The organism is Pseudomaricurvus hydrocarbonicus (assembly GCF_011602365.1).
Taxonomy (GTDB): domain Bacteria; phylum Pseudomonadota; class Gammaproteobacteria; order Pseudomonadales; family Cellvibrionaceae; genus Pseudomaricurvus; species Pseudomaricurvus hydrocarbonicus.
Genome location: NZ_JAAONZ010000032.1, coordinates 1 through 22,071, shown reverse-complemented (window position 1 = coordinate 22,071; position 22,071 = coordinate 1). Strand labels below are relative to the sequence as shown.

General features: G+C 52.5%; 22 protein-coding genes. 1 reads left to right on the top strand and 21 read right to left on the bottom strand.

Features of this window, described 5'->3' with window-relative positions; translation table 11 throughout:
- Nucleotides 1-80: 80 nt before the first annotated feature.
- From G8770_RS23150 to trmJ, 20 genes are all read right to left on the bottom strand, one after another.
- Nucleotides 81-935: a VOC family protein gene (locus G8770_RS23150; protein ID WP_167192424.1), complete on the bottom strand. Its 855-nt coding sequence runs from the start codon at nucleotides 933-935 to the stop codon at nucleotides 81-83.
- 346 nt (nucleotides 936-1,281) lie between these two features.
- Nucleotides 1,282-2,700, bottom strand: a complete 1,419-nt coding sequence (der, locus tag G8770_RS23145) for a ribosome biogenesis GTPase Der (protein WP_167192423.1) — start codon at nucleotides 2,698-2,700, stop codon at nucleotides 1,282-1,284.
- Nucleotides 2,701-3,009: 309 nt separating this feature from the next.
- Complete coding sequence (gene bamB, locus G8770_RS23140) at nucleotides 3,010-4,146, bottom strand: outer membrane protein assembly factor BamB (RefSeq protein ID WP_167192422.1); 1,137 nt, start codon at nucleotides 4,144-4,146, stop codon at nucleotides 3,010-3,012.
- Nucleotides 4,143-4,853: a tetratricopeptide repeat protein gene (locus G8770_RS23135; protein WP_167192421.1), complete on the bottom strand. Its 711-nt coding sequence runs from the start codon at nucleotides 4,851-4,853 to the stop codon at nucleotides 4,143-4,145. The genes bamB and G8770_RS23135 overlap by 4 nt, the downstream gene beginning before the upstream one ends.
- 140 nt (nucleotides 4,854-4,993) lie before the next feature.
- A complete protein-coding gene (hisS, locus tag G8770_RS23130; RefSeq protein ID WP_167192420.1) occupies nucleotides 4,994-6,259 on the bottom strand; it encodes a histidine--tRNA ligase in 1,266 nt (421 codons plus the stop codon).
- 89 nt (nucleotides 6,260-6,348) lie between these two features.
- Nucleotides 6,349-7,461 (bottom strand): flavodoxin-dependent (E)-4-hydroxy-3-methylbut-2-enyl-diphosphate synthase, encoded by a 1,113-nt coding sequence (gene ispG / locus G8770_RS23125; protein WP_167192419.1) that lies wholly within the window; start codon nucleotides 7,459-7,461, stop codon nucleotides 6,349-6,351.
- A gap of 17 nt (nucleotides 7,462-7,478) precedes the next feature.
- Nucleotides 7,479-8,651, bottom strand: a complete 1,173-nt coding sequence (locus G8770_RS23120) for a RodZ domain-containing protein (RefSeq protein WP_167192418.1) — start codon at nucleotides 8,649-8,651, stop codon at nucleotides 7,479-7,481.
- 31 nt (nucleotides 8,652-8,682) lie between these two features.
- Nucleotides 8,683-9,450 carry a type IV pilus biogenesis/stability protein PilW gene (pilW, locus tag G8770_RS23115; protein WP_167192417.1) on the bottom strand — a complete coding sequence of 256 codons (768 nt, stop codon included), beginning with the start codon at nucleotides 9,448-9,450 and terminating at the stop codon, nucleotides 8,683-8,685.
- 115 nt (nucleotides 9,451-9,565) lie between these two features.
- Nucleotides 9,566-10,780 (bottom strand): dual-specificity RNA methyltransferase RlmN, encoded by a 1,215-nt coding sequence (rlmN, locus tag G8770_RS23110; protein WP_167192416.1) that lies wholly within the window; start codon nucleotides 10,778-10,780, stop codon nucleotides 9,566-9,568.
- Between the two features lie 102 nt (nucleotides 10,781-10,882).
- Nucleotides 10,883-11,308 carry a nucleoside-diphosphate kinase gene (gene ndk, locus G8770_RS23105; protein ID WP_167192415.1) on the bottom strand — a complete coding sequence of 142 codons (426 nt, stop codon included), beginning with the start codon at nucleotides 11,306-11,308 and terminating at the stop codon, nucleotides 10,883-10,885.
- A 452-nt stretch (nucleotides 11,309-11,760) separates the two neighbouring features.
- Complete coding sequence (locus G8770_RS23100) at nucleotides 11,761-12,174, bottom strand: SufE family protein (protein WP_167192414.1); 414 nt, start codon at nucleotides 12,172-12,174, stop codon at nucleotides 11,761-11,763.
- 134 nt (nucleotides 12,175-12,308) lie between these two features.
- Nucleotides 12,309-12,842 carry a putative Fe-S cluster assembly protein SufT gene (sufT, locus tag G8770_RS23095; RefSeq protein ID WP_167192413.1) on the bottom strand — a complete coding sequence of 178 codons (534 nt, stop codon included), beginning with the start codon at nucleotides 12,840-12,842 and terminating at the stop codon, nucleotides 12,309-12,311.
- Nucleotide 12,843: 1 nt separating this feature from the next.
- Entirely contained in the window at nucleotides 12,844-13,212 is a 369-nt protein-coding gene (locus tag G8770_RS23090; RefSeq protein WP_460853995.1) for a HesB/IscA family protein, read from the bottom strand.
- A gap of 83 nt (nucleotides 13,213-13,295) precedes the next feature.
- Nucleotides 13,296-14,513, bottom strand: coding sequence for an aminotransferase class V-fold PLP-dependent enzyme (locus G8770_RS23085; protein ID WP_167192412.1), 1,218 nt, complete (start codon nucleotides 14,511-14,513; stop codon nucleotides 13,296-13,298).
- On the bottom strand, nucleotides 14,510-15,769 hold the full coding sequence (sufD, locus tag G8770_RS23080; protein WP_167192411.1) for a Fe-S cluster assembly protein SufD: 1,260 nt from the start codon (nucleotides 15,767-15,769) through the stop codon (nucleotides 14,510-14,512). Before sufD ends, G8770_RS23085 begins: the two co-directional genes overlap by 4 nt.
- A gap of 4 nt (nucleotides 15,770-15,773) precedes the next feature.
- Complete coding sequence (gene sufC, locus G8770_RS23075; protein WP_167192410.1) at nucleotides 15,774-16,544, bottom strand: Fe-S cluster assembly ATPase SufC; 771 nt, start codon at nucleotides 16,542-16,544, stop codon at nucleotides 15,774-15,776.
- Between the two features lie 71 nt (nucleotides 16,545-16,615).
- Nucleotides 16,616-18,052 (bottom strand): Fe-S cluster assembly protein SufB, encoded by a 1,437-nt coding sequence (sufB, locus tag G8770_RS23070; protein WP_167192409.1) that lies wholly within the window; start codon nucleotides 18,050-18,052, stop codon nucleotides 16,616-16,618.
- Between the two features lie 150 nt (nucleotides 18,053-18,202).
- Nucleotides 18,203-19,369 (bottom strand): aminotransferase class V-fold PLP-dependent enzyme, encoded by a 1,167-nt coding sequence (locus G8770_RS23065; protein ID WP_167192408.1) that lies wholly within the window; start codon nucleotides 19,367-19,369, stop codon nucleotides 18,203-18,205.
- Entirely contained in the window at nucleotides 19,366-19,836 is a 471-nt protein-coding gene (gene iscR / locus G8770_RS23060) for a Fe-S cluster assembly transcriptional regulator IscR (RefSeq protein ID WP_167192407.1), read from the bottom strand. Before iscR ends, G8770_RS23065 begins: the two co-directional genes overlap by 4 nt.
- Nucleotides 19,837-19,948: 112 nt before the next feature.
- Nucleotides 19,949-20,740 (bottom strand): tRNA (cytosine(32)/uridine(32)-2'-O)-methyltransferase TrmJ, encoded by a 792-nt coding sequence (gene trmJ / locus G8770_RS23055; RefSeq protein WP_167192406.1) that lies wholly within the window; start codon nucleotides 20,738-20,740, stop codon nucleotides 19,949-19,951.
- A gap of 219 nt (nucleotides 20,741-20,959) precedes the next feature.
- Between trmJ and G8770_RS23050 the strand changes: the two genes are divergently transcribed.
- Nucleotides 20,960-21,766, top strand: coding sequence for an inositol monophosphatase family protein (locus tag G8770_RS23050; protein WP_167192405.1), 807 nt, complete (start codon nucleotides 20,960-20,962; stop codon nucleotides 21,764-21,766).
- A 200-nt stretch (nucleotides 21,767-21,966) separates the two neighbouring features.
- On the opposite strand, the gene G8770_RS23045 is transcribed toward G8770_RS23050, so the two are convergent.
- The coding region (locus tag G8770_RS23045; RefSeq protein WP_167192404.1) for a transposase at nucleotides 21,967-22,071 on the bottom strand (105 nt) is incomplete at its 5' end.

Here is a 22,071-nt window from a genome sequence, read left to right as displayed (position 1 = left end):
TAACGCGCGCCATACACACAGCTAAAACGAGCTGTTGGTTCACCCCTGACACAACCCGCCTCGTCAAAAACAAGTTGCCATTACCCCTGCAGCAGTAAGGTGGGGATGCCCAGCTGATGGCTGTTCACCGTCACAACCCAGGTGCCCGGCTTGCGCCCTTTTCGAGGTTGAGATAAAGATACCCCGGCCCGGCTTAACCGCCGATGAACGGCCTGAATGTCATCGACGCGAAAAGCAATGCCCCAAAAAAAATCGTCGCCAGCAAAAGGCGTGGTGGGTTCAATAATCTCAAGGGTTAGCTTTCCGACTCGGAAAAAAAGCATACGCCCTCCCCACTCTGGCACATTTTTATCCAGCGCCAGGCGAATACCCAGTCCGCCATCCCCAAACAGGCGGATACAGTCGTCCGCGTCATTCGTATGAAGAACGATATGGTCAACGGAAGTTATGGGTGAGCCCCCCTCGCAAGAGCTGGCAGCAGGCTCCTGTTGCTGATACAGATCTGTCCCTGGGTCAGTCAACCGCATGCCCTTTACCCCGGGGTTCTCAACCATACTGATCCAGAGGTTTCGACACGCCACGGCCGCCAGCCGCTGCTCTGCAATGGCGCTTGAGGGGTAACCACTTTCTGCCGGATGCCCAGCCGTGGTCTGAATGTTTTCCGCCGTCAACACCAGACCCGCCAGACTGGCATGTTCAACAGACGCCTCTAACAGTTCGAGTATCGTATTGCCCAATACAAACCATGCACAACCCACGTCGTCGGCTGCGGTCAGTGGTCGAGGCCGATCCTGGTCCGGTAAACCAGCAGGGCCCACCCAGCATGGCGCGACACCCAACAATAACTGATAATCCCGCACAGCACTTTTCAGATCCGGACACAGAAGACGTAAACGCTGAAAAGCCAGCGCCTTAAGAGGTCTCAAAGAATTCATCAGCCAATCCCCATCATCACTTCCAAAACCCACCCCCCCAGTCAAGACTTCATCAAATGGAGGCAGAATATTATCACGATGGGTCAGCTCGATGAGCGGATTGACGGAGCAAGCGCTGTCATTGAAAATTCCGCTCAGCTTGAAGATTCAGCTGAGCCTGAGAGTGCAGCTAAACTTGAGGGTTTAGCTGTTTTTGAGGGTTCCGCAGTGCTTGTAAAGGCCGGGTTGTCGTTGAAGTTTTGGCCATCGCCATCAGAAGGGAAGACAGAGACATGAAGCCAAGGCCTTGCACCCTAGTCCATCTGAGTGCCCATCCAGGCGACATGCCTGCCGAGAGTTAGAGCGCTTATTTCTGCTTTTTCTTCTTTTGCTTTATCTTCTGCTTTTGATAGTGCTTGGTTAAACGCTCTTTCTTTTGCAGCTGGCGGTCCGTGAGCTTGTTTTTGCGATCTTTGAACGGATTGTCCGTAGACTTAAACAGTATTCTCACTGGCGTTCCGTGAAGATCCAATACTCGCCGGAAGGTTTTTTCCAGATATTTGGTGTAATGACCAGGGATACGATCAGTTTGATTGCCGTGAATGACGATGATCGGCGGGTTATGACCGCCAGAGTGTGCGTAACGCAATTTAATGCGACGCCCATTGACCAGCGGCGGCTGGTGTACCACCACGGCATCTTCCAGAATTTTGGTTAAATGGTTGGTGGAGAGCTTATCTGTGGCCGAGTGAAACGCTTTCTCAATGGATTCATACAGGTGCCCCACACCGGTACCGTGCAAGGCCGAGATAAAGTGAATGTCCGCAAAGTCCACAAAGCGCAAACGACGGTCCAGCTCCGTTTTAATCCGCTCTTTTTGCTCGACTTCCAGTCCATCCCATTTGTTCAGGGCGACAACCAGTGCGCGCCCACTGTCGATCACCTGCCCCATCAAGTGCAGGTCCTGGTCCACCACCCCCTCGCGGGAGTCCATCACCAAAACCACCACATTGGCGTCTTCAATGGCTTTCAGTGTTTTTACAATGGAAAACTTTTCAACCGTCAGGCGTACATTTTTACGACGACGCACCCCCGCGGTGTCAATGATCGTATAGGGCTTGCCGTCACGCTCATAATCAATGTAGATACTGTCACGTGTCGTACCAGGCAAGTCATAGACAATCACCCGATCTTCACCCAACAAACGGTTTACCAGGGTAGACTTGCCCACGTTAGGACGGCCGACAATCGCCATTTTAATGCCGCGCTCGTCATCCTCTTCCTCTTCTTCCTGGGGGGGGAATTCCGCCAACACCTCGGTCATCAAGCTCTTAACGCCTCGACCATGTGAGGCCGTGGTCGGGTAAATTTCTCCCATACCCAGCTCATAAAAAGGCGCTACAGCGACATCAAAACTAAGACCGTCGACTTTGTTAGCGACAACATAGGTTTTTTTGTTGTTGATTCTTAAGTGCTTGGCAATCATCTGATCTGCGGGGGACAGGCCATCACGACAATCCACCAAAAACAAAACTGCATCCGCTTCAGCGATGGCCTGTAAAGACTGCTCCGCCATCACTTCGTCGATACCGTCCTCGTCACCACTGATGCCGCCGGTATCAATCAGGATAAACTTATGATCCAGATAATTAGCCTCTCCGTATTTACGGTCACGGGTCAGACCGGCGTAATCCGCCACAATCGCATCACGAGTGTTGGTCAGTCGATTGAAAAGAGTGGATTTACCCACGTTTGGACGGCCCACCAGGGCAATTACAGGAATCATCAGTTATCTCGTTAAAAAGCTATCTTGAAACAGCTATCTCGTAAAAGCTTTCTCTCAAATGACGCTCTCTCAAGAACGCTCTGTCGAAAATCTAAGCCCTTAGTAAAAAACAGCAAAGGCCAGAGCAACCCCGGGCTGCTCTGGCCTTTATTATACCCCAGGTCATGATTTGACCCGAGTTAATTCTAAAATGGCAACGCTCAAACCCGTCCAAACAAGCCTTGCAACCGAAATTTCTCAGCCACAAAGGCTTTCAGGCTGTAAAAATCTCAGCAATCACTCGCCCGGACGCCATTTCGGCTCGACAGCCTACTCTTCAATGCTGAGCGCTTCCAGCTCACCACTGTTGCCATAAACAATTAAAGTATCACCCACGGCCGTCATCGGAGTGCGAACGCCATCGCCATCCACTTTTCGGCGAGCGACAAAGGCGCCATCGGCCTGGTTCAGGATATGAACGTAACCTTCAAAATCAGCGACAGCGACATAGCGGCCAAAGGTCTGAGGCGCACCTAACTGGCGACGAACCAGTTGCTCATTGGTCCATACGAGCTCGCCACTGAGAGCATCATAGGCCTTCACATTATCGTCCGCATCAGTGATATAAATATTGCCTAAACCGGCACTGAGGTTATTAACACTGGACTCCTTCTGAGCCCACAAGCCTCTTCCCGTCCCGCGGTTAAGGGCCACAAGGCGCCCCTGATAGCTCACGGAATAGAGCAACTCGCCAACCAGCAGCGGGGCTGAATTGATGTCAATAACCCGCTCAAGCTCGGAGCGGCCTTGTGCAACCGCCACCCGCTGCTCCCACTGAGTGGTGCCGTCTTTCACATCCAAAGCCACAACCTTACCCGTGGCAAACCCAACATACGCAGAGGTTGCCGTCACCAAGGGCGTGGAGGTACCCCGGAGAGTCAAAGCTGGAATGGTTGAGTCGTGCATCCACAGCTGAGTACCGTCACTGGCTTGTAGGCCATAAATCTTGCCGTCCAATGTTTGAACAACCACTTCCCGCCCATTGCTTTGGGGAGGAGCCAGGATTTCGCCGGTTAATGGTTTACGCCATTGCACCGTTCCGCTCACCGCGTCCAGAGCGATCACCTCACCCTTCAACGTACCGAGAAAGACCTGCCCCTGAGCGGCACCAACACCGCTGGAAACCGGAACCTCAAGTTCTGTTTCCCAATTTTCGTCACCACTGGCGATGTCAATGGCAGCCACCAGGCCTTCTGCATCGACCGCAAAGACCTGATCGCTTAAGGTGGCTAGCGGCAACAGGTTGTAATTCTTACCCGCGCCCATACCCACGTTTTCGGACCAGTGCCGGTTGATCTCGACCGTTTCGTCAAAATCCACCAGTTCTGCCGGCTCCAGATCAACATCGTCATTAGAAGAACACGCCGCCAGGGCGATCATGAGTCCCGCAATCAACAGACGCTTCATGAGTTGTCTCCTGCATCAGCGGTTGACTCTTGCGATGATCCAGAAGCAGCGGGTAGCCGCAAATCATTCAGTTTCATTTCCAGTAATGGGCGGCGATCGGCCTGATCCTCAAGCAGCGCATCCAGAGCCATTTGATAGGCCGCACGCGCCTTACTGGCGTCACCCTGGGCCAGTAAGATATCACCCCGGATTTCCGCAAACATCGCTTTAAAACTGCCACTATCCTGGTCCGCAACCGTCTTTAATGCGTCATCGTAGAGTTCAAGATCCATCTGCACCCGGGCCAACCTTGAACGAGTGAGCAGGGTCAATGCGGGATCAACGTTGCGGTCAACCACCCACTCCAGCTCGGCTGCAGCTTCTTCCAGCTTGCCGTTTTCAACGGCCATTTTAGCCTTAAACAAGGCGGCCTGACTGGCATACAAACTGGACGCATAAGACGTTTTCAGCTCATCCGCCAGGTGGTTGGCCGTTGTGACCTTTTCTTCGTCCATTGCCTGGCCTGGCTGTACAGCCATAGCCTCGGATAAATTCTGATACATGACCGAGGCGGCTTCCGCATCGCTGCGCTGTTTATCCTGCCAGCCTTCCCAGCCCAAATAACCCCCAATAGCCAGTACAACGCCGATAATGGTGGATTTGCCGTTTTCGGCCCACCAACGCTTCATTGATTCTATTTGTTCTTCTTCGGTTAAATGTACAGACACAAAAACTCCTAAAGATTGTATTTTTGCGGATCCCTGTCGGAACCACTTATCCTAATGGTGGCTGATCGGCTGAAGCCTGATCACTGCATTCTTAAACCAGTGTAAACGTTAAAACACCAATATTATCAATATGATAAGGGCTAATCTTGCAACGCGGACAAAAGTTCTTCAACTGCTAATGTCTGCTGAGGCTTATCATCCCGTAAAAACTTCACTGTGGCCTGACCTTTGGCCGCCTCATCCTCACCAATAATAATGGCAAAATCGGCACCACTGGCATCAGCCTTTTTCATTTGCTTCTTAAAGTTCCCGCCTCCACAGTGATTCATGACGCGCAAATGAGGTAACGCGCTGCGTACCTGTTCCGCCACCGAGAAAGCCTGCGCCTGAACATCCCCCATCGCCACGACATACACATCGACGCTCTGGCTAAGACCTTCGGGTATCACATCCAGTTCCTGCAACAACAAAATCAGGCGCTCGACGCCCATTGCAAAACCGACAGCCGGGGTTGGCCTTCCGCCCATTTGTTCAACCAAACCGTCGTAGCGGCCGCCGGCACACACAGTCCCCTGCGCCCCCAGTTTGGTCGTGACCCATTCAAAAACCGTCTTACTGTAGTAGTCCAGCCCCCTGACCAAACGCGGATTGACTTCATAAGCAATCCCCGCCGCATCCAGCAAGGCTTTTAATTGATCAAAATGCGCTCTGGAAGCTTCGTCCAGATGGTCGTGTAAGGCCGGCGCATCGTTTAACAATGCCTGGGTATTCGGATCTTTACTGTCCAGAATCCGCAGAGGGTTACTGTCCAGTCGACGTTGACTGTCTTCATCCAACTGATCTTTACGTGCAGCAAGGTATTCCACCAACGCCGAGCGATAGTCTGCGCGGGACTCAGAGGTGCCCAAGGTGTTCAGTTGCAACGTAACAGCATCGGCAATGCCCAGCTCCTTCCACAGTCTGGCCGTCATGAACAACAACTCGGCATCGATGTCCGGACCATCCATGCCAAAGGTTTCAATGCCTATCTGGTGAAATTGACGCAAGCGCCCTTTTTGTGGTCGCTCGTAGCGAAACATTGGGCCCTGATACCACAAACGTTGAGTCTGGTTATACAGCAAACCATGCTGCTCACAGGCACGTACACAGCAGGCAGTGCCTTCCGGCCGCATGGTCAGGCTTTCATTATTGCGATCGTTGAAGGTGTACATTTCTTTTTCAACGATATCCGTCACTTCACCGATTGAACGCTTAAAAAGCTCGGTTTGTTCTAAAATCGGAAAACGAATTTCCTGGTATCCATAGCTCTGCACAACATCCGCTACCGTCGACTCCAGGTATTGCCATGCCGGAGAGTCGCCAGGTAGCAGGTCATTCATGCCGCGAATGGCTTGCAGCTTTTTCAAAATCTATTCCTTTTTGTAGAGAAGCCATTTACTGGAGACACCAAAGCGAAGCTCAGACACCGATCCAATGCATGACAAGACGTTTAACGTCAGGCTTTTACAATAATGTCTTTTTCAGAGGCTTCTTTATCCGCAGCTTTCTTGCGAATCAAGCGCTCCAGGTTATCCACCAAATCGTCTTGCTGGAGCTTTTGGTTCGGCTCCCCGTCAACGTAGATCAGGTTGTTGGGCGTTCCCCCTGCCAACCCGATATCGGCCTCTTTGGCTTCACCGGGGCCATTCACCACACAGCCAATCACCGCCACATCCAACGGTGTGGTAATGTCTTCCAGCCGGGTTTCCAGTTCGTTCATGGTTTTAATGACATCAAAATTTTGGCGCGAGCAGCTTGGGCAGGCAATAAAGTTGATCCCTTTGCTGCGCAGCTTCAGGCTTTTCAGCAGATCCCATCCAACTTTAACCTCTTCGACCGGGTCAGCTGCCAGAGAAATACGCAATGTATCACCAATACCATCCATCAATAATGCACCCAGTCCGACTGCGGACTTCACCGTACCGGATCTGAGCCCTCCAGCTTCAGTGATTCCCAAGTGCAGAGGCTGCTCAATCTGCTGAGCCAGACCCCGATAAGCGGCCACAGCCATAAACACATCCGAGGCCTTAACACTGACTTTAAAATTCTGAAAATCCAGCGCATCGAGTATCTCGACGTGGCGCAAGGCAGACTCAACCAGCGCTTGCGGAGTCGGCTCGCCGTACTTTTTCTGCAGGTCTTTTTCCAGCGATCCGGCATTCACGCCGATACGAATAGGAATGTTCATATCACGGGCTTTATCAACCACCGCACGGATACGCTTTTCGCGTCCGATGTTACCCGGGTTAATCCTCAGGCAATCGACACCCAGATCAGCCACCCGCAACGCAATACGGTAATCAAAATGAATGTCGGCAACCAACGGAATGGTGACTTGCTTGCGAATTTCACCGAAAGCTTCAGCAGCATCCATTGAGGGTACGGATACTCGTACGATGTCAGCACCGGCGTTTTGAATACGCTGGATTTGGTCTACCGTGGCTGCCACATCAGTGGTCTCGGTATTGGTCATACTCTGCACGCTGATGGGGGCATCACCGCCGACGGCCACATCCCCCACCATGATCTGGCGAGACTTACGACGTTTAATTGGGGATTCAAAATGCATGAGCGTAACCCTGATATTTATTCGGACACAGGCGCATCATCGCCCACTGTCGTACGCAAGGTTTTACGTGAGCCATTTGGCGTCAACGCAACCTGCACACCATTTAAACTTAGTTGAGCAGCGCGAACATTACCCAACATCAATTTGAAAGGTCCAATGCCCTTCAGTTCAATTGTGTCGCCAGCGTTATAGACCTTGGCAGTCAGCACATCCCCGGCAACATCCCTGACTTCCAGCCAGCAATCGTCGGCAAAGGTAAACACCAGGGTATCGAAAGCGTCCTGCGACTCTGCGACCGCTGATGGCTGAGTGCTTTTGTTAGCGGGCACAGGCTCTGCTTTTTCAGCTACCTGGGGCTCGGTATCAATGACCGACTCAGAGCTTTCGAGTTGTTGCCAAGCCTCAGCCTGCACAGCGTTCATCGGGCTGACCTCTGCTTCTGCCTCAATAATGGCTTCGGCATTAACAGACTCTGCCGCGGCCGACGCTTCTGGAAGACCTGTGGAAGTCTCCACGTCTCGCGGCTGGAGGTCACTCTTTGCATCACCAGAAGTGGCTGGCTCTTCAACCGCAGGGACTTCAGTCTTAGTGGCTTCAGGAGAATTTCGGTCCTCAGCGTCACTGGAAGACACTTCCATCTTGGCTGCTGGTGCTCCACGCGAAGCCTCGTTTGACTGTTTTTCTGACAACAGCGAAACCACTACCCAAATACCAATTAACGCCAGGGTTACAATGAGATAAATCCGATTTCCCAAACCACGGGATTTGGGTGTTTTCCCCTGACCGTACTTATTGCGTTCAAGGGTTTGAGGCCCCCTCTTTTCGGTCTGGTGTCGAGCCTGCTTGTCCGCCATCAAGCCTTCTGACGTCCCCTGACTGCGACCCGATATAAAATCGCGATAGAGACCAATAACCTCATCGGCCGAAAGACCCAGGATACGCGCATAGGCACGGTAGTACCCCAGCACGAAAGGTTCTGACGGCAACTTGTTAAAGTCGTCATTTTCGAGATAGTGAATATAATCTTCGGTCAACCGCAAATGCTCAGCCACATACGCCACGGTGAAACCCAGGGATTCACGCTTCTTTCTGAGCAATTTACCGGGTCTGCTTTCGCTATTTCCGGCACTATTTCCGGTACTATTTCCGGTACTACCTTCGTGGATTCCGGCATTACCTTCATCAACCATTGTGTCTATTGGCTCCATCGCGGTCATCGTATTACGGGCTCACCGTTTTCTTGTACTCAAGGTATTCGGCCGAATAAGGGTGTAAATTCTTAAGTGCCAGAACATAGCTTGCCTCTTTGTTTTTGTTGCCAAAGATGCGTTCAATGCGGATTCCTAGCCACAAGCTGCGTGGGGACTGGCGGGACAACTTGCCGAACTGGTTCAGGTATTGCTGCGCCTGACTGTAATTTTTTTCAGCAAAGTAGATGTCCGCTAATTCCAGGTAAGGCCCAGCGATACGGTTATTAATGCCAATCACTTGTTTAAAGGAAGACTCAGCAGCCTCGGTTTTACCCAACTGCAACTGCGTGCGGCCCAGATTTAACAAAGCGGTATAACGGTTATCGTAGCTATAGTCCTGACTGGCTTTTTCAAGATGCTTTTCAGCATCGGAATAGCGCTTTTGGCTGAATAAAAAGGAACCATAATTGTTCCGCGCCTGACTGAAGTCCGGCTCTAAAGAAATAGCCTTCCTGAAGTAACTGTCTGCCAGCTCATCCTGGCCTTCCATCCGGTACAGATTGGCAAGGCCTTCGTTGGCCCCGGCCGAGTTTTTGTTCAGTTTCAAGGCCTTGTGAAAATGGCGTCTGGCCGACTCTTTGTCTCCTTGGCGCAAATAGCCGAGGCCAGCCTGCACGTGAGTTCTCTCGGCTTTATTGAGATTTAATGGCTGCTGAGGGTTATCTGTGGTAGTTACACAGCCTGCCAAAAACACCGTCAGAAACAAAACAATACGACTGCCAATTTTTAACCAACTCATAGTTCCAACATAACTAAACGTGTTCATACATCGCCCCAATAGCATTTCTGCATTCCCTTGAATCGTATCGTTTTTATAATATTTGAAGCAACATGACGATTCTGAGCTGCCGTCATCAATTGACGATACGAACAGCCTCTACACTATCCTTAACCTGATTGCGGTAGCGCTCACTGCGCCGGGTACGATCATTCACCGCTCCCGCCAACTGACCACAGGCCGCATCAATATCATCACCGCGAGTCGTTCGCACGGTGGTGGTATAGCCAGCCTTGATCAAAATATCCTGAAATGTCCGCAAGGCGTTATTGCTCACGCGACGATAATCCGACTGATCGAACGGATTGAAAGGAATCAAATTAATTTTAACGGGGATGTCTTTCAGCAACTGCGCCAGTTCGTGGGCGTGGTGCGGGCGGTCATTGACCTGATTGATCAAGGTGTATTCGATGGTCATTTTGCGACGATTATCTGGCAAACCTTCGATATAGCGCTTGGCAGAATCCAGCAGCATGGCGATTGGGTATTTTTTATTAATGGGCACCAGTTCATTGCGCAGCTCGTCGTTGGGTGCGTGCAAGGACACAGCCAGACAGGCATCCGTATACTGCCCCAGACGGTCAAGTGCCGGTACCACACCCGAGGTACTCAGGGTAACGCGTCGTTTGGACAGACCATAACAGTTGTCGTGCATCATGAGATTCATGGAATCAACAACGTTATCAAAATTCAAAAGCGGTTCACCCATCCCCATCATCACCACGTTGGTGATAATACGCGGACGGTCTTCGCCAAATTGACCGTAGGACTTCGCCGCCAACCACACCTGCCCGATAATTTCTGCGGCGGTCAAGTCGCGGTTGAAGCCTTGCTTTCCGGTCGAGCAGAAACTGCAATCCAATGAGCAGCCTACCTGAGAAGAAACACACAAAGTGCCACGTTCCCCATCGGGAATCAAAACGGTTTCGACGGCACTGCCACCGGTCACCTTAATCAGGAATTTTCGAGTACCATCCGCAGAATCCAATTGCTGGACCACTTCCGGTGGACGAACTTCGGCAATACGCTTCAATTTTTCGCGCAAGGCCTTGCTGATATTCGTCATATTGTCGAAATCATCGACACCCATCTGGTGAATCCACTTAAGGACTTGTGTCGCGCGGAATTTTTTCTCGCCAATTGACTCAAAAAAAGCTTCCAGCTTCGCCTGGGACAAGCCCAGCAAATTGACCTTTTCCGTGATCTGGTTGGTTTCAGCCTGATTAACGTCCGAGCTGATGCCGGATTCAGCAACATCTTTCACATCAACTGGAGTAACAGAATCTGTCATGGTAATTACCTGATCATTCACCTAATAGGGTACAGCGCCTTAACACTGAAATTCAGGAGAGGTAAGCCCCGCCTGAATTTTCAATATCAAGAATGCCGTTAATTAACGCGGGCAAATCTCGCCTTCACCGAAGAAGTACGCAATTTCACGGGCAGCAGATTCAGCAGAATCTGAACCGTGGACAGCGTTGGCGTCGATAGTTTCTGCGAAATCCGCACGGATAGTACCCGCAGCGGCTTCTTTAGGGTTGGTCGCGCCCATCAGGTCACGGTTAGCAGTGATGGCATTCTCACCTTCCAGAACCTGTACAACGACAGGACCAGAGGTCATAAAACCAACCAGATCAGCAAAGAAAGGACGCTCTTTGTGCTCAGCGTAAAAACCACCTGCTTTCTCATCGTCCAGTTGCAGCATTTTCATGGCAACAATGTTCAGGCCAGCTTTTTCAAAGCGAGCAGCGATTTCGCCGATTGCGTTCTTGGCAACAGCGTCAGGTTTGATGATGGACAGGGTACGTTCAACGGCCATTTGGGTCTCCAAAACAGTCGAATTAAAGGTAAAAAACCACCTCCGGAAGGAGGCACTTAAAGCTCGGAAGGCAGTTCCGACCTGAACAACAGGCAAAACGCACTTCCCGAATTACGAAACCCGCGGATTATACGCGCAATTCCATGAATTTAATACGAAACCACCGAGAAAAGTGGGACTGAACAGGTCTGCTTATCCAGCGAAGTTCCCCCCACCGCCACCCGGCAGGAATTCACAAGGGGCCGGCGAACCGAAATGTTTCCAGAGCCGCCAGCAAAGGCGGAAATCGGGTAAAAAGGTAAGCCGCAAATGACCCGCCAGTCAGACCGCAATCGACCGGGGAAACCGCTCTTCTAGTAGCCGCGAAATAGCCACGCAGCTGATGGCCACAGGCCCTCGGAAACCGGCCCCAAAGCCTCAGCCCACGCGGTGTCTAGCCTAAGCCCTAAGCCCTAAGCCTGGGAAGCCTGCGCAATTGCCTGAATACGCGAGACAATGGATTTCAGCCCATTGCCTCGAGTGGGACTCAAATGCCGCTCCAGATCCAGGGTCTGAAAATAGTCGTCGACATCAAAAGCTGTGATTTGAGAGGGTGTTTTATCATTGTAGGCCGCCATAACAACTGCCAGCAGGCCGCGGACAATGATCGCATCACTGTCCACCAGAAATTTTAGCCGGTCGTCATCGCGGTCCACCTCAATCCAGACATTACTCTGGCAACCTTTCACAAGACGCTCGGGGGTGTGCAGAGACGCATCCATCGCCGGCAAGTCTTTACCCAGGTCGATGATGTACTTATAGCGCTCCTCCCAGTCATCAAAAAAAGACAGGTCATCGAGGATCTCGTCTGTGGTTGGCAATGCCATAATTTATGCTAAGCCTCTGTTTTTACTAAGTATTTTAAAAATATTTACCAACTGCAAAGAATCCTGTGACAGCGCTGCAGATCATTCAAAAAGACAGCAAATCGATAAGGACAACGCCGTCAGCAAGAAGCCAATCAGAAGAATAACCCGGCTTCCAGCTGTGCCTCTTCACTCATCATGTCTTTCGCCCACGGGGGATCAAAGACCAACTCAACTTTGACGCTGGTGACGTTGGGGACTTTACCGACACGATACTCCACATCACCCACCAAAACCGGTCCCATACCGCAACCCGGTGCTGTCAGCGTCATGCGCACATCCACATGCCCGGTGTCCTGATCTACCGCGAGCCCGTAAATCAAACCCAACTCCACCAGACTGATGGGGATTTCTGGGTCATAAATAGAGTCCAGGGCAGCCCACAGCTGATCTTCGTTAATTTTACCACTGCCATCGTCGCTGAAATCCGGCAACTCCACCTCCTGCCCTATGGCATCGGCATCAGTCCCATCAATCCGGTACATATTCCCATGCCAGGTGACCGTAAAGTTGCCGCCCAGACTTTGATTGATTGTTACAAACTGCCCCTCACCGAGGATTGCAGGCTCACCGGACGGAACACGTCGTGCCGGGCAAGCCCGGCGAGTCACCACCATACTTTGCTGCATATCAGCTCACACTAAAGCTTTCGCCGCAGCCACATTCTGCCACAACGTTGGGGTTATTGAATTTCACCACCTGATTAACACCTTCCGTCACCAGATCGATTTCAGTACCGCGTAAAATGGCCAGCGCGTCCGGGGCCACAGCCAGGGTGATGCTGGCGCTGGGGGTTAACACCTCATCTTCAGCCTCGGGGCCGTCGGCAAAATCCAGCACATAGGCATACCCCGTACAACCGCTGGTTTCTGTACTCAGACGAATGATTTTGCCATTCTGATTGGCGAGCTTTTTTTCAAAATGACGTACCGCCGCCTCAGTCATCGTGACCGCCGGCGCGTTCGGATCAAAGATCTCTGCTGTTTTCATTTCAGTCATTTTTCAACCTCATGGTCATCATGCGCCACACACAATATTCGGCGTGGCATTCCTTGCAGTCTGTTGCCGGTCCGTATACTAGACTAGGCCAGCATCATCCTGACTTTTTTCAACGCTTCAAACAGGACATCCACCTCTTCCAAGCTGTTGTATATTGAAAACGAGGCACGTGCGGTTCCGGGAACCCCCAGACGATTCATCAACGGCTCGGCACAATGGTGCCCGGTGCGAATAGCAATGCCCTGTCGATCCAGCAAAAAGCCGATATCGGCCGGGTGCCCCTCAGCCATTAGAAAGCTCAAAACGCCGGTCTTCTCCCGCGCCTGACCAATTATGGTCAGCCCCTCAAAGGCCTCTGCCTGAGCAGTAGCACTGTCCATCAGCGCTTTTTCGTGCGCCTTTAAGCCGCTCATATCCAACTCGGAAAACCAGCGAACCGCCTCGCCAAGGCCAACCACGCCGGCAATGTGGGGGGTTCCCGCTTCCAGGCGATATGGCAGGACATTCCACTGAGCATCCTGATAGGTCACCTCGGAGATCATTTCTCCGCCGGTCTGCCAAACTGGCCACTCGGCCAGCAATGAAGCTTTGCCCCACAGCACACCGATACCGGTTGGGCCAAACAATTTGTGTCCGGAAAACGCGTAAAAATCACACCCCAAATCCTGAACATCCACCGCTCCATGGGCAATCCCCTGGGCACCGTCAACCAGCACCCAGGCACCTACGGCCTTAGCCTTTGCGGTCAGCTCTTTCACCGGGTTTATGGTGCCCAGCGAGTTTGACACATGCGGAAACGCTACCATTTTGGTGTTTGGCGTCAACAAGGCCTCGAACGCGGCTACGTCCAGCTCACCCAAATCATTGATGGGCGCCACCTTCAAGCTGGCTCCGGAACGCTTACAGGCCTGCTGCCAGGTCACGATATTGGCATGGTGCTCCATCTCGGTCACCAACACCTCATCGCCGGCCCCCAAAATCTGACCGATACCGTTTGCCACAATGTTGATGGCCTCTGTAGTGCCGCTGGTCCAGATAACCTCTTCACGCACGTTGGCGTTGATAAATTGCGCCACGATATCACGTGCACCTTCGTAACGCTGGGTGGCTTCGTCCGCCAGGCGGTGCGCTCCGCGATGCACATTGGAATTACAGGTCGTGTAATAATCGACAATGGCATCAATCACGCACTGCGGCTTTTGCGTCGTTGCGGCGTTATCCAGATACACCAGGGGCTGACCATCAACTTCCCGCGCCAGAATGGGGAACTGCTTTCGCACCGCCATCACATCAAACGTCATTTGACCTCCATACCTGCAAAGCGGTCGCGCAGCTGTGGACGCAGCCAGTCAGCCAGAACCTGATTCGGCATCTGATCCACCAGCTCATTGATAAACCCAAAGTTGAGCATAATCTGAGCCTGCGAACGGCTGACACCACGGGACTGCATGTAATAAAGCGCCTTTTTATCGATTTCGGCAATGGTAGCCCCGTGCGCACAGCGCACGTCATCAGCGTAAATTTCAAGCTCTGGTTTGGTGTTAATTTCCGCCCGATCGGACATCAGCAGGTTACGGTTATTCAATTCAGCCAGCGTTTTCTGAGCACCTCGGTGAATATGAATGCGGCCGTTAAACACCGCCCTGGAATTATCCGCCACAATGCCCCGAACATTTTCTTCCGTTGTACCGTTGGGCACAGCGTGTTCAATGGTACTGTGCAGGTCAAACAGCTCTTTCCCATCCAGCAGGTAGATCGCATTCAATTTAGCGAAAGCGTGCTCGCCGGCATGAGTAACGTCAACGTCGACGCGCTGCAACGTGCTGCCAAAACCCACCAGATGACTGCTCAACTCCGCTCGAGCCGACAGCTCAAAGTGACTGCCGCCAATGCTCAGCGACTCACCGCTCTGCAGGGCAAAGCGGTAATGTTCAAGGTACGCACTGTCGCCAACCTTATATTCTGCAAAGCCGGTATTTTTACTCCGCTGATCACCCACATAGTGTTCAATCACGGTGGCTTTTGCATGCTCTCCCAGCCGCACCAATACTCGGGTATGGGCTTCATACCCTTTGGTCAATACGTTGACAATACGGATCGGCTGTTCGATCACCGCAGCTGCCGCAACATCGATCAGTACGCCCTGGGTGGCCAGTACATCGTTCACCAGACCAAACAGATGGCGGGCCGGCTTTACCGCGGTAAAGGTCTCTGCCGCCCACGCCCGGGCATCCCCGGAAGCATCCGCTAAAGAAACCACCGTCAAGCCTGCCGGCAGATCATCGCCCGGGACCGATTGGAGCTGACCATTGACAAACACCAGGTCCAGGCTGTTCAGCCCCTCAATGACGCCGCTTGTCGCATCTGTCGATTCCGCCGCGTCAGCCTGTAGCTCGGTATTATCCCAAACATTGATCGGCAGGTACTTCCAGGCTTCGGTTTTACGCGTTGGCCACTTGGCATCACGCAGCAACGCCAAGGATGCTTGACGCTGCGGTGCCAGCCAATCACTCACGGCTTCGGCGCGAGTGACGGCACTGCTTAACCAGCTACTCATACGCTCACCCCTCAGCCACTTCATCAGCCGCAGGCTGGTCTTTCAACCAGGCGTAACCTTGACTTTCGAGCTCATGAGCCAGCGAGTAATCGCCACTTTTTACGATTTTTCCATCGGACAACACGTGAACGAAATCAGGCTTGATATAGTCCAGCAGACGCTGATAGTGGGTAACCACAATGAAACTGCGATCTGGCGAGCGCTGACTGTTCACGCCCTCGGCCACCACCTGCAACGCATCAATATCGAGCCCTGAATCGGATTCATCCAGAATGCATAACTTGGGTTTAAGCAGCAGCATCTGCAATATTTCATTGCGCTTTTTCTCACCACCGGAGAAACCTTCGTTCACACCGCGTTTCAGGAAATCAGCCGGCAGATTCACCTTCTTACTGGCCTCACGAGCCATTTTCAAAAAGTCTTTTGAACTGAGAGATTCTTCACCACGCGCTTCCCGCACAGCGTCCACAGACGCCTTGAGGAACTCCAGGTTACTGACACCCGGGATCTCCACCGGGTACTGAAACGCCAGAAACAAACCGGCACGAGCCCGCTCTTCCGCTTCCAGCGCCAACAGATCAACCCCATCCAGAGTGGCACTGCCCTGCTCTACGCTGTAGCCCTCACGCCCGGTCAACACGTAACCCAAAGTACTTTTACCGGCACCGTTAGGGCCCATGATGGCGTGAACTTCACCTGGTTTAATTTCCAGATCCAAGCCTTTCAGAATATTTTTTTCTTCAACACTGGCGTGCAAGTTTTTAATGGACAACATATTCTTTAATTCCTCATTAACCTTTGTAATCAGTCTGATCTGACGATCCTCGGTGCGAGACTGCAATCCCGCTAGCCAACCGACCCTTCCAGACTAATCTCCAGCAACTTGCCCGCTTCAACGGCAAACTCCATGGGTAATTCTTTGAAAACTTCTTTACAGAAGCCGTTCACGATCATCGAGACGGCCTTTTCGGGATCCAGTCCACGCTGCTGACACAAGAACATCTGATCATCGGAGACTTTTGAGGTGGTCGCCTCGTGCTCTACAATCGCCGTGGGGTTGCGGCTTTCCACATAAGGGAAGGTATGGGCGCCGCATTGATCACCGATTAACAGTGAATCACACTGCGTAAAGTTACGGGCTCCCACAGCGCTGGAATTCATCCTCACCAGCCCCCGGTAGCTGTTATTGCTGCGCCCGGCCGAAATCCCTTTGGAGATGATGGTCGACTTGGTGTTTTTGCCCAGGTGAATCATCTTGGTGCCGGTATCCGCCTGCTGAGCACCGCGAGTCAAAGCCACTGAGTAGAACTCACCAATGCTGTTATCACCTTTCAGAATGCAACTCGGGTATTTCCAGGTAACCGCCGAACCTGTCTCGACCTGGGTCCAGGAAATTTTGGCGCTGGTGTGACAGATACCGCGCTTGGTCACAAAGTTATAAATACCGCCTCGCCCCTCTTCATCACCGGGATACCAGTTCTGAACCGTCGAGTACTTAATCTCGGCATCGTCCATGGCGATCAACTCCACCACGGCAGCGTGCAATTGGTTTTCATCACGCTGCGGTGCCGTACAGCCCTCCAGATAGCTGACGTGGCTGCCTTCGTCGGCAATAATTAAAGTCCGCTCAAACTGCCCTGTGTTCTGTTCATTAATGCGGAAATAGGTGGACAATTCCATGGGGCATTTGGTGCCCTTGGGAATGTACACAAAAGAACCATCGGTAAACACCGCACAATTCAACGCAGCGTAGTAATTATCCCGCTGAGGCACTACGCTGCCCAAATATTTTTTCACCAGATCCGGGTACTTGTGCACCGCTTCGCTGATGGGACAGAAAATAACCCCCGCCTCTTCCAGCTTGTCCCGGAACGTCGTCACCACCGAGACCGAATCAAACACCGCATCCACCGCCACTCCGGCCAGCATCATTTGCTCATGCAGCGGAATACCCAGCTTCTCATAGGTCTTCAGCAATTCAGGGTCGACCTCATCCAGCGACTGCGGCTTGTCCTTCATACTCTTTGGCGCCGAATAATAAGAAATCGACTGGAAATCAATCTTCGGATAGTGCACATGAGCCCACTCAGGCTCTTCCATGTCCAACCAATAGCGGAAGGCCTTTAAACGCCACTCCAACATCCACTCCGGCTCTTCTTTCATGGCGGAGATACGGCGAATAATGTCTTCGTTCAGGCCAGGCTCGAAAGTATCGGATTCGATATCTGAAACAAACCCGGCTTCGTATTCACGCTGTAGCGCTTTTTCAATTTGCTCGGTCATGCTTTAACTCGCTTTTCACGGTTATGACGTCCATGTGTATTACAGGCAACGCTCTCTATACGGCGTTTCATATACTTTTACAGCCCTCGGGAGACCTCATGCCCCCCGGGAGCGAATTCTGTTCCGGTGTTGAACCGGCTTCTCGTTAATTCAGCCCGACTGCAGCTGAAGAACGACGTTGCGAATGTGTACCACAGCCATTTCCACGTCGTCCCTTGAGGTAAAACGGCCCAACGAAAAACGGATCGAACTGTGAGCGTCGGCGTCACTGAGTCCCATCGCCTTCAAGACATAAGACGGCTCAATACTGGCTGAGGTGCAGGCTGAACCGGATGAAACTGCCAGTTCGCGCAATGACAGCTGCAAAGCCTCGCCATCAAGCCCTGAAAAACACACATTCAGGTGTATTGGACTGACGAGGTCCGCCGAACCATTGCGACGAACCCCCGGCAAATCGGCGATCCCTGCCCAAAGCTGGTCGCGCAACAAAGCAATCCTGGGCATTTCGTCCGTCAGCCGTTCCCGGCTTAAGCGAGCCGCGGCTCCCATTCCCACCAGTTGATGGGTAGGCAGAGTACCTGAACGCATGCCGCGCTCATGTCCACCACCGTGCATAATCGGGGCCAGCAGTGGTTGAATTTTGCGGCGGACATACAAAGCTCCCACACCTTTTGGGCCATAGAACTTGTGCGCCGACAAACTTAAAAGGTCCACCTGCAGCTGATTCACATCAACAGGCAATTTGCCCACAGACTGCGCCGCATCCACATGGAACAACACTTCGTGTGGACGCCCTTCGCTCACCTCACGACAGAACTCTCCGATTTCGGCCACCGGCGTCACTGAGCCAGTTTCATTATTCACGTGCATGAGGCTGACCAGGCGCGTATCCGGTCGCAACGCCGCCTTTACCTGCTCCAACGCAACCAAGCCAGAAGCATCCGGTTGCAACCAGGTAACCTCGACACCCTTTTCTGCCAGCCATTTGGCCGGATCAATGACCGCTTTGTGTTCCGCCAAGGAGGTGATCAGGTGGCCACGGTAACCAGCCTTCTCAAACACGCCTTTCAGCGCCAGGTTATTGGATTCGGTGGCGCCGCTGGTCCACACAACTTCACGGGAATCGCAACTCAAAAGGTCTGCCACCTCACCACGTGCAGTCTCGACCTGCTCTTCCGCCTGCCAGCCGTAAATGTGTGAGCGAGAAGCCGGATTGGCAAAAACACCGTCCATTGTCAGGCAGCCACACATCGCCTGCGCAACGTCAGGGTCAACCGGGGTGGTGGCAGCATAATCGAGGTAAATCGGTTTTTTCACGCATCACCTGCCGAAATCAACTCCAGGGGCTGCTCCATGTTCTGGCGCTCGGACACCTCTCGAACTTCCTGACGGTCAACCAGACTAGCCAGCGTGATGCCATTCAGAAAATCATGAATTTGATCGCTTAGATCGCACCAAAGATAGTGAGTCAGGCACACCTGCCCATGCTGGCAGTTGCCAGTACCGCCACAGTTGGTCGCATCAATAGACTCGTTCACCGCATCAATGATCTGGGCCACCGAGATATCTGCAGCCTCACGACTCAATTTATAACCACCGCCGGGTCCACGGACACTCCCGACCAACGCCTGCTGGCGCAACTTGGAGAACAGTTGTTCCAGGTACGACAGGGAAATTTCCTGGCGTTTGGAGATATCAGCCAGACTGATGGGCCCCTTTTCAGCATTAAGGGCCAAATCCAGCATGGCGGTGACGGCATATCGACCTTTGGTTGTGAGACGCATAGACCTATCCTGTGGGGGTTTCCAGGGCGCGAATTATGTAAAAACCAAGCACTTTGGTCAAGTATATAACCTACTAATTTAGTATGGTATTGTTTGAGCCATTAAAACTGGGTCAATCTTCTTTGTTTTTGGCGTCTTTCAGCTCTTTTATCTTATTATCTGAATGAAAGATGTAATTTTGTACTGATGTGAGCACGCCCCGCAGGATACTCAATTCCATTTTGTCCATCCGGATTCGACTGTATAAGCGACGCAGGCGCGTCATGGTCTGACGGGGATTGCCCGGCTCCAGAAAGCCCAGCCGCTCCAGAGTGGCCTGCAAATGCTCGTAATAGCGCTCCAACTCCTGGTGTTCCACCGGTGGCTGGTCCCAGTCGTCAAAATGCAGAGCCCCACCTTCCTGTAAGGCGTGCCAGGACATGCGCACTTCATAGGCCAGCACCTGAACGGCAGATGACAGGTTGAGGGAGCTGTACTCTGGATTAGAGGGGATGTGGACGTGATAATTGCACTTGTGCAATTCCTCATTGGTCAAGCCCCGGTCTTCACGCCCAAAAACAATGGCAACGTCGTGATGCTGGGCCTCGGCGACCGCCCGATCGCCACACTCACGGGGAGTCACCAGAGGCCAGGGGATACGGCGCTCACGGGCACTGGTGCCCACCACCAAGCCGCAACCGGTCACGGCCTCGTCCAAGCTTTCAACCACGATTGCCCCCTCCAGCACATCCTGGGCGTTCGCAGCTCGCCACACGGCCTTATCCGCCGGGTACTCCTTGGGCTCCACCAGATACAACTGGGACATTCCCATGTTTTTCATGGCGCGGGCAGCTCCGCCAATGTTGCCGGGGTGGCTAGTGTTAACCAATACGATTCGAATTTTTTGCAGCAGCGCGTCGGACATGTGTAATCCAAATTATCAACGGGACAAGAGTAGGTATGAGCTAAAAGGCGCGCAGTTTAGCAAATTGGCTTCTATCCTAATAGCCAGATGTTGCAGATCGCGCTCAACAGGTGTATTCACCGCTCAAACAGGCTGCTATACTTCTGCCCCCTTTTTGAGGCGCTGCGATCGTGTGGCGTCTGCTCTTTCACATTGATTGCCGTTAACGGTTGGTGCCCTATGGAACCCATGCTGAATATTGCCCTGCGCGCTGCGCGCAAGGCTGGCGAGCTCATTGAGCGCGCCCTTGATCGTGTTGATGTTGTTGCCTTTGAAGAAAAAGGCCGCAACGATTTTGTCTCTGAAATTGACAAAGCTGCCGAAAAAGAAGTGATTTATCACCTGCGCAAGGCGTTTCCCGACCACGCCATCTGGGGCGAGGAAACCGGTCACACCCCCGGCAGCGGCAAAGGTTCCGACTACGAGTGGATCATCGACCCCCTCGACGGCACCACCAACTTCCTCCACGGCATCCCGCATTTTGCGGTATCCATCGCCTGCCTGCACAAGGGCCAGATAGAGCACGCCGTTGTTCTGAACCCCATGTCCCGTGAAGAATTTACCGCCAGTCGCGGCAAAGGCGCTACCCTTAACGGCCGCCGCATCCGAGTCTCCGAAAGACGCGGCCTGAGCGGTGCAGTGATAGGCACTGGCATCCCATTTAACGGCTACGCCTTTGAAAACATGACCCCTTACCTGGCAGCCATGCAAGAAATTGCTGGCCAAACTGCTGGCATTCGTCGCCCCGGCGCAGCCTCTCTGGACCTGGCCTATGTGGCCGCCGGACGCTTTGACGGTTTTTGGGAGATGAACCTGAAAGCCTGGGATGTGGCCGCAGGGATCCTGCTAGTGAAAGAAGCTGGCGGCCTCGTCAGTGACTTTAAAGGTGGCAACACAACGATGGACAGCGGCAACATTGTCTGCGCGCCCCCCAAAGTGTTCAAGCCGTTACTGCAAATTGTTGGCAAGCACATGGGCAAAATCTGACAACAAGCCCCAAACTTCGAAGAGTCCCTAAAAGACAGGCTCTTCGAAGCCCCGCCCCCAACAGACGCCTCTAACGCTCATTGATTGCGCACATCCACGCCCCACTCAAAGCCCCCCTCAACCCTCCCGTCGCCTTCAATCCCCGGCAACCCCAAACACCCAAAGCACTCTGATGAGAAACCACTGGGCAAAAAAAAGGTTCATCGCACTTTACCGGGAAACGCTGCTTTGATCTTCAGGAAGAAGTAATCGTTATCCCGGTATCCATACGCCATCCTTTTAATCACTTTAATCTTGTTGTTCAT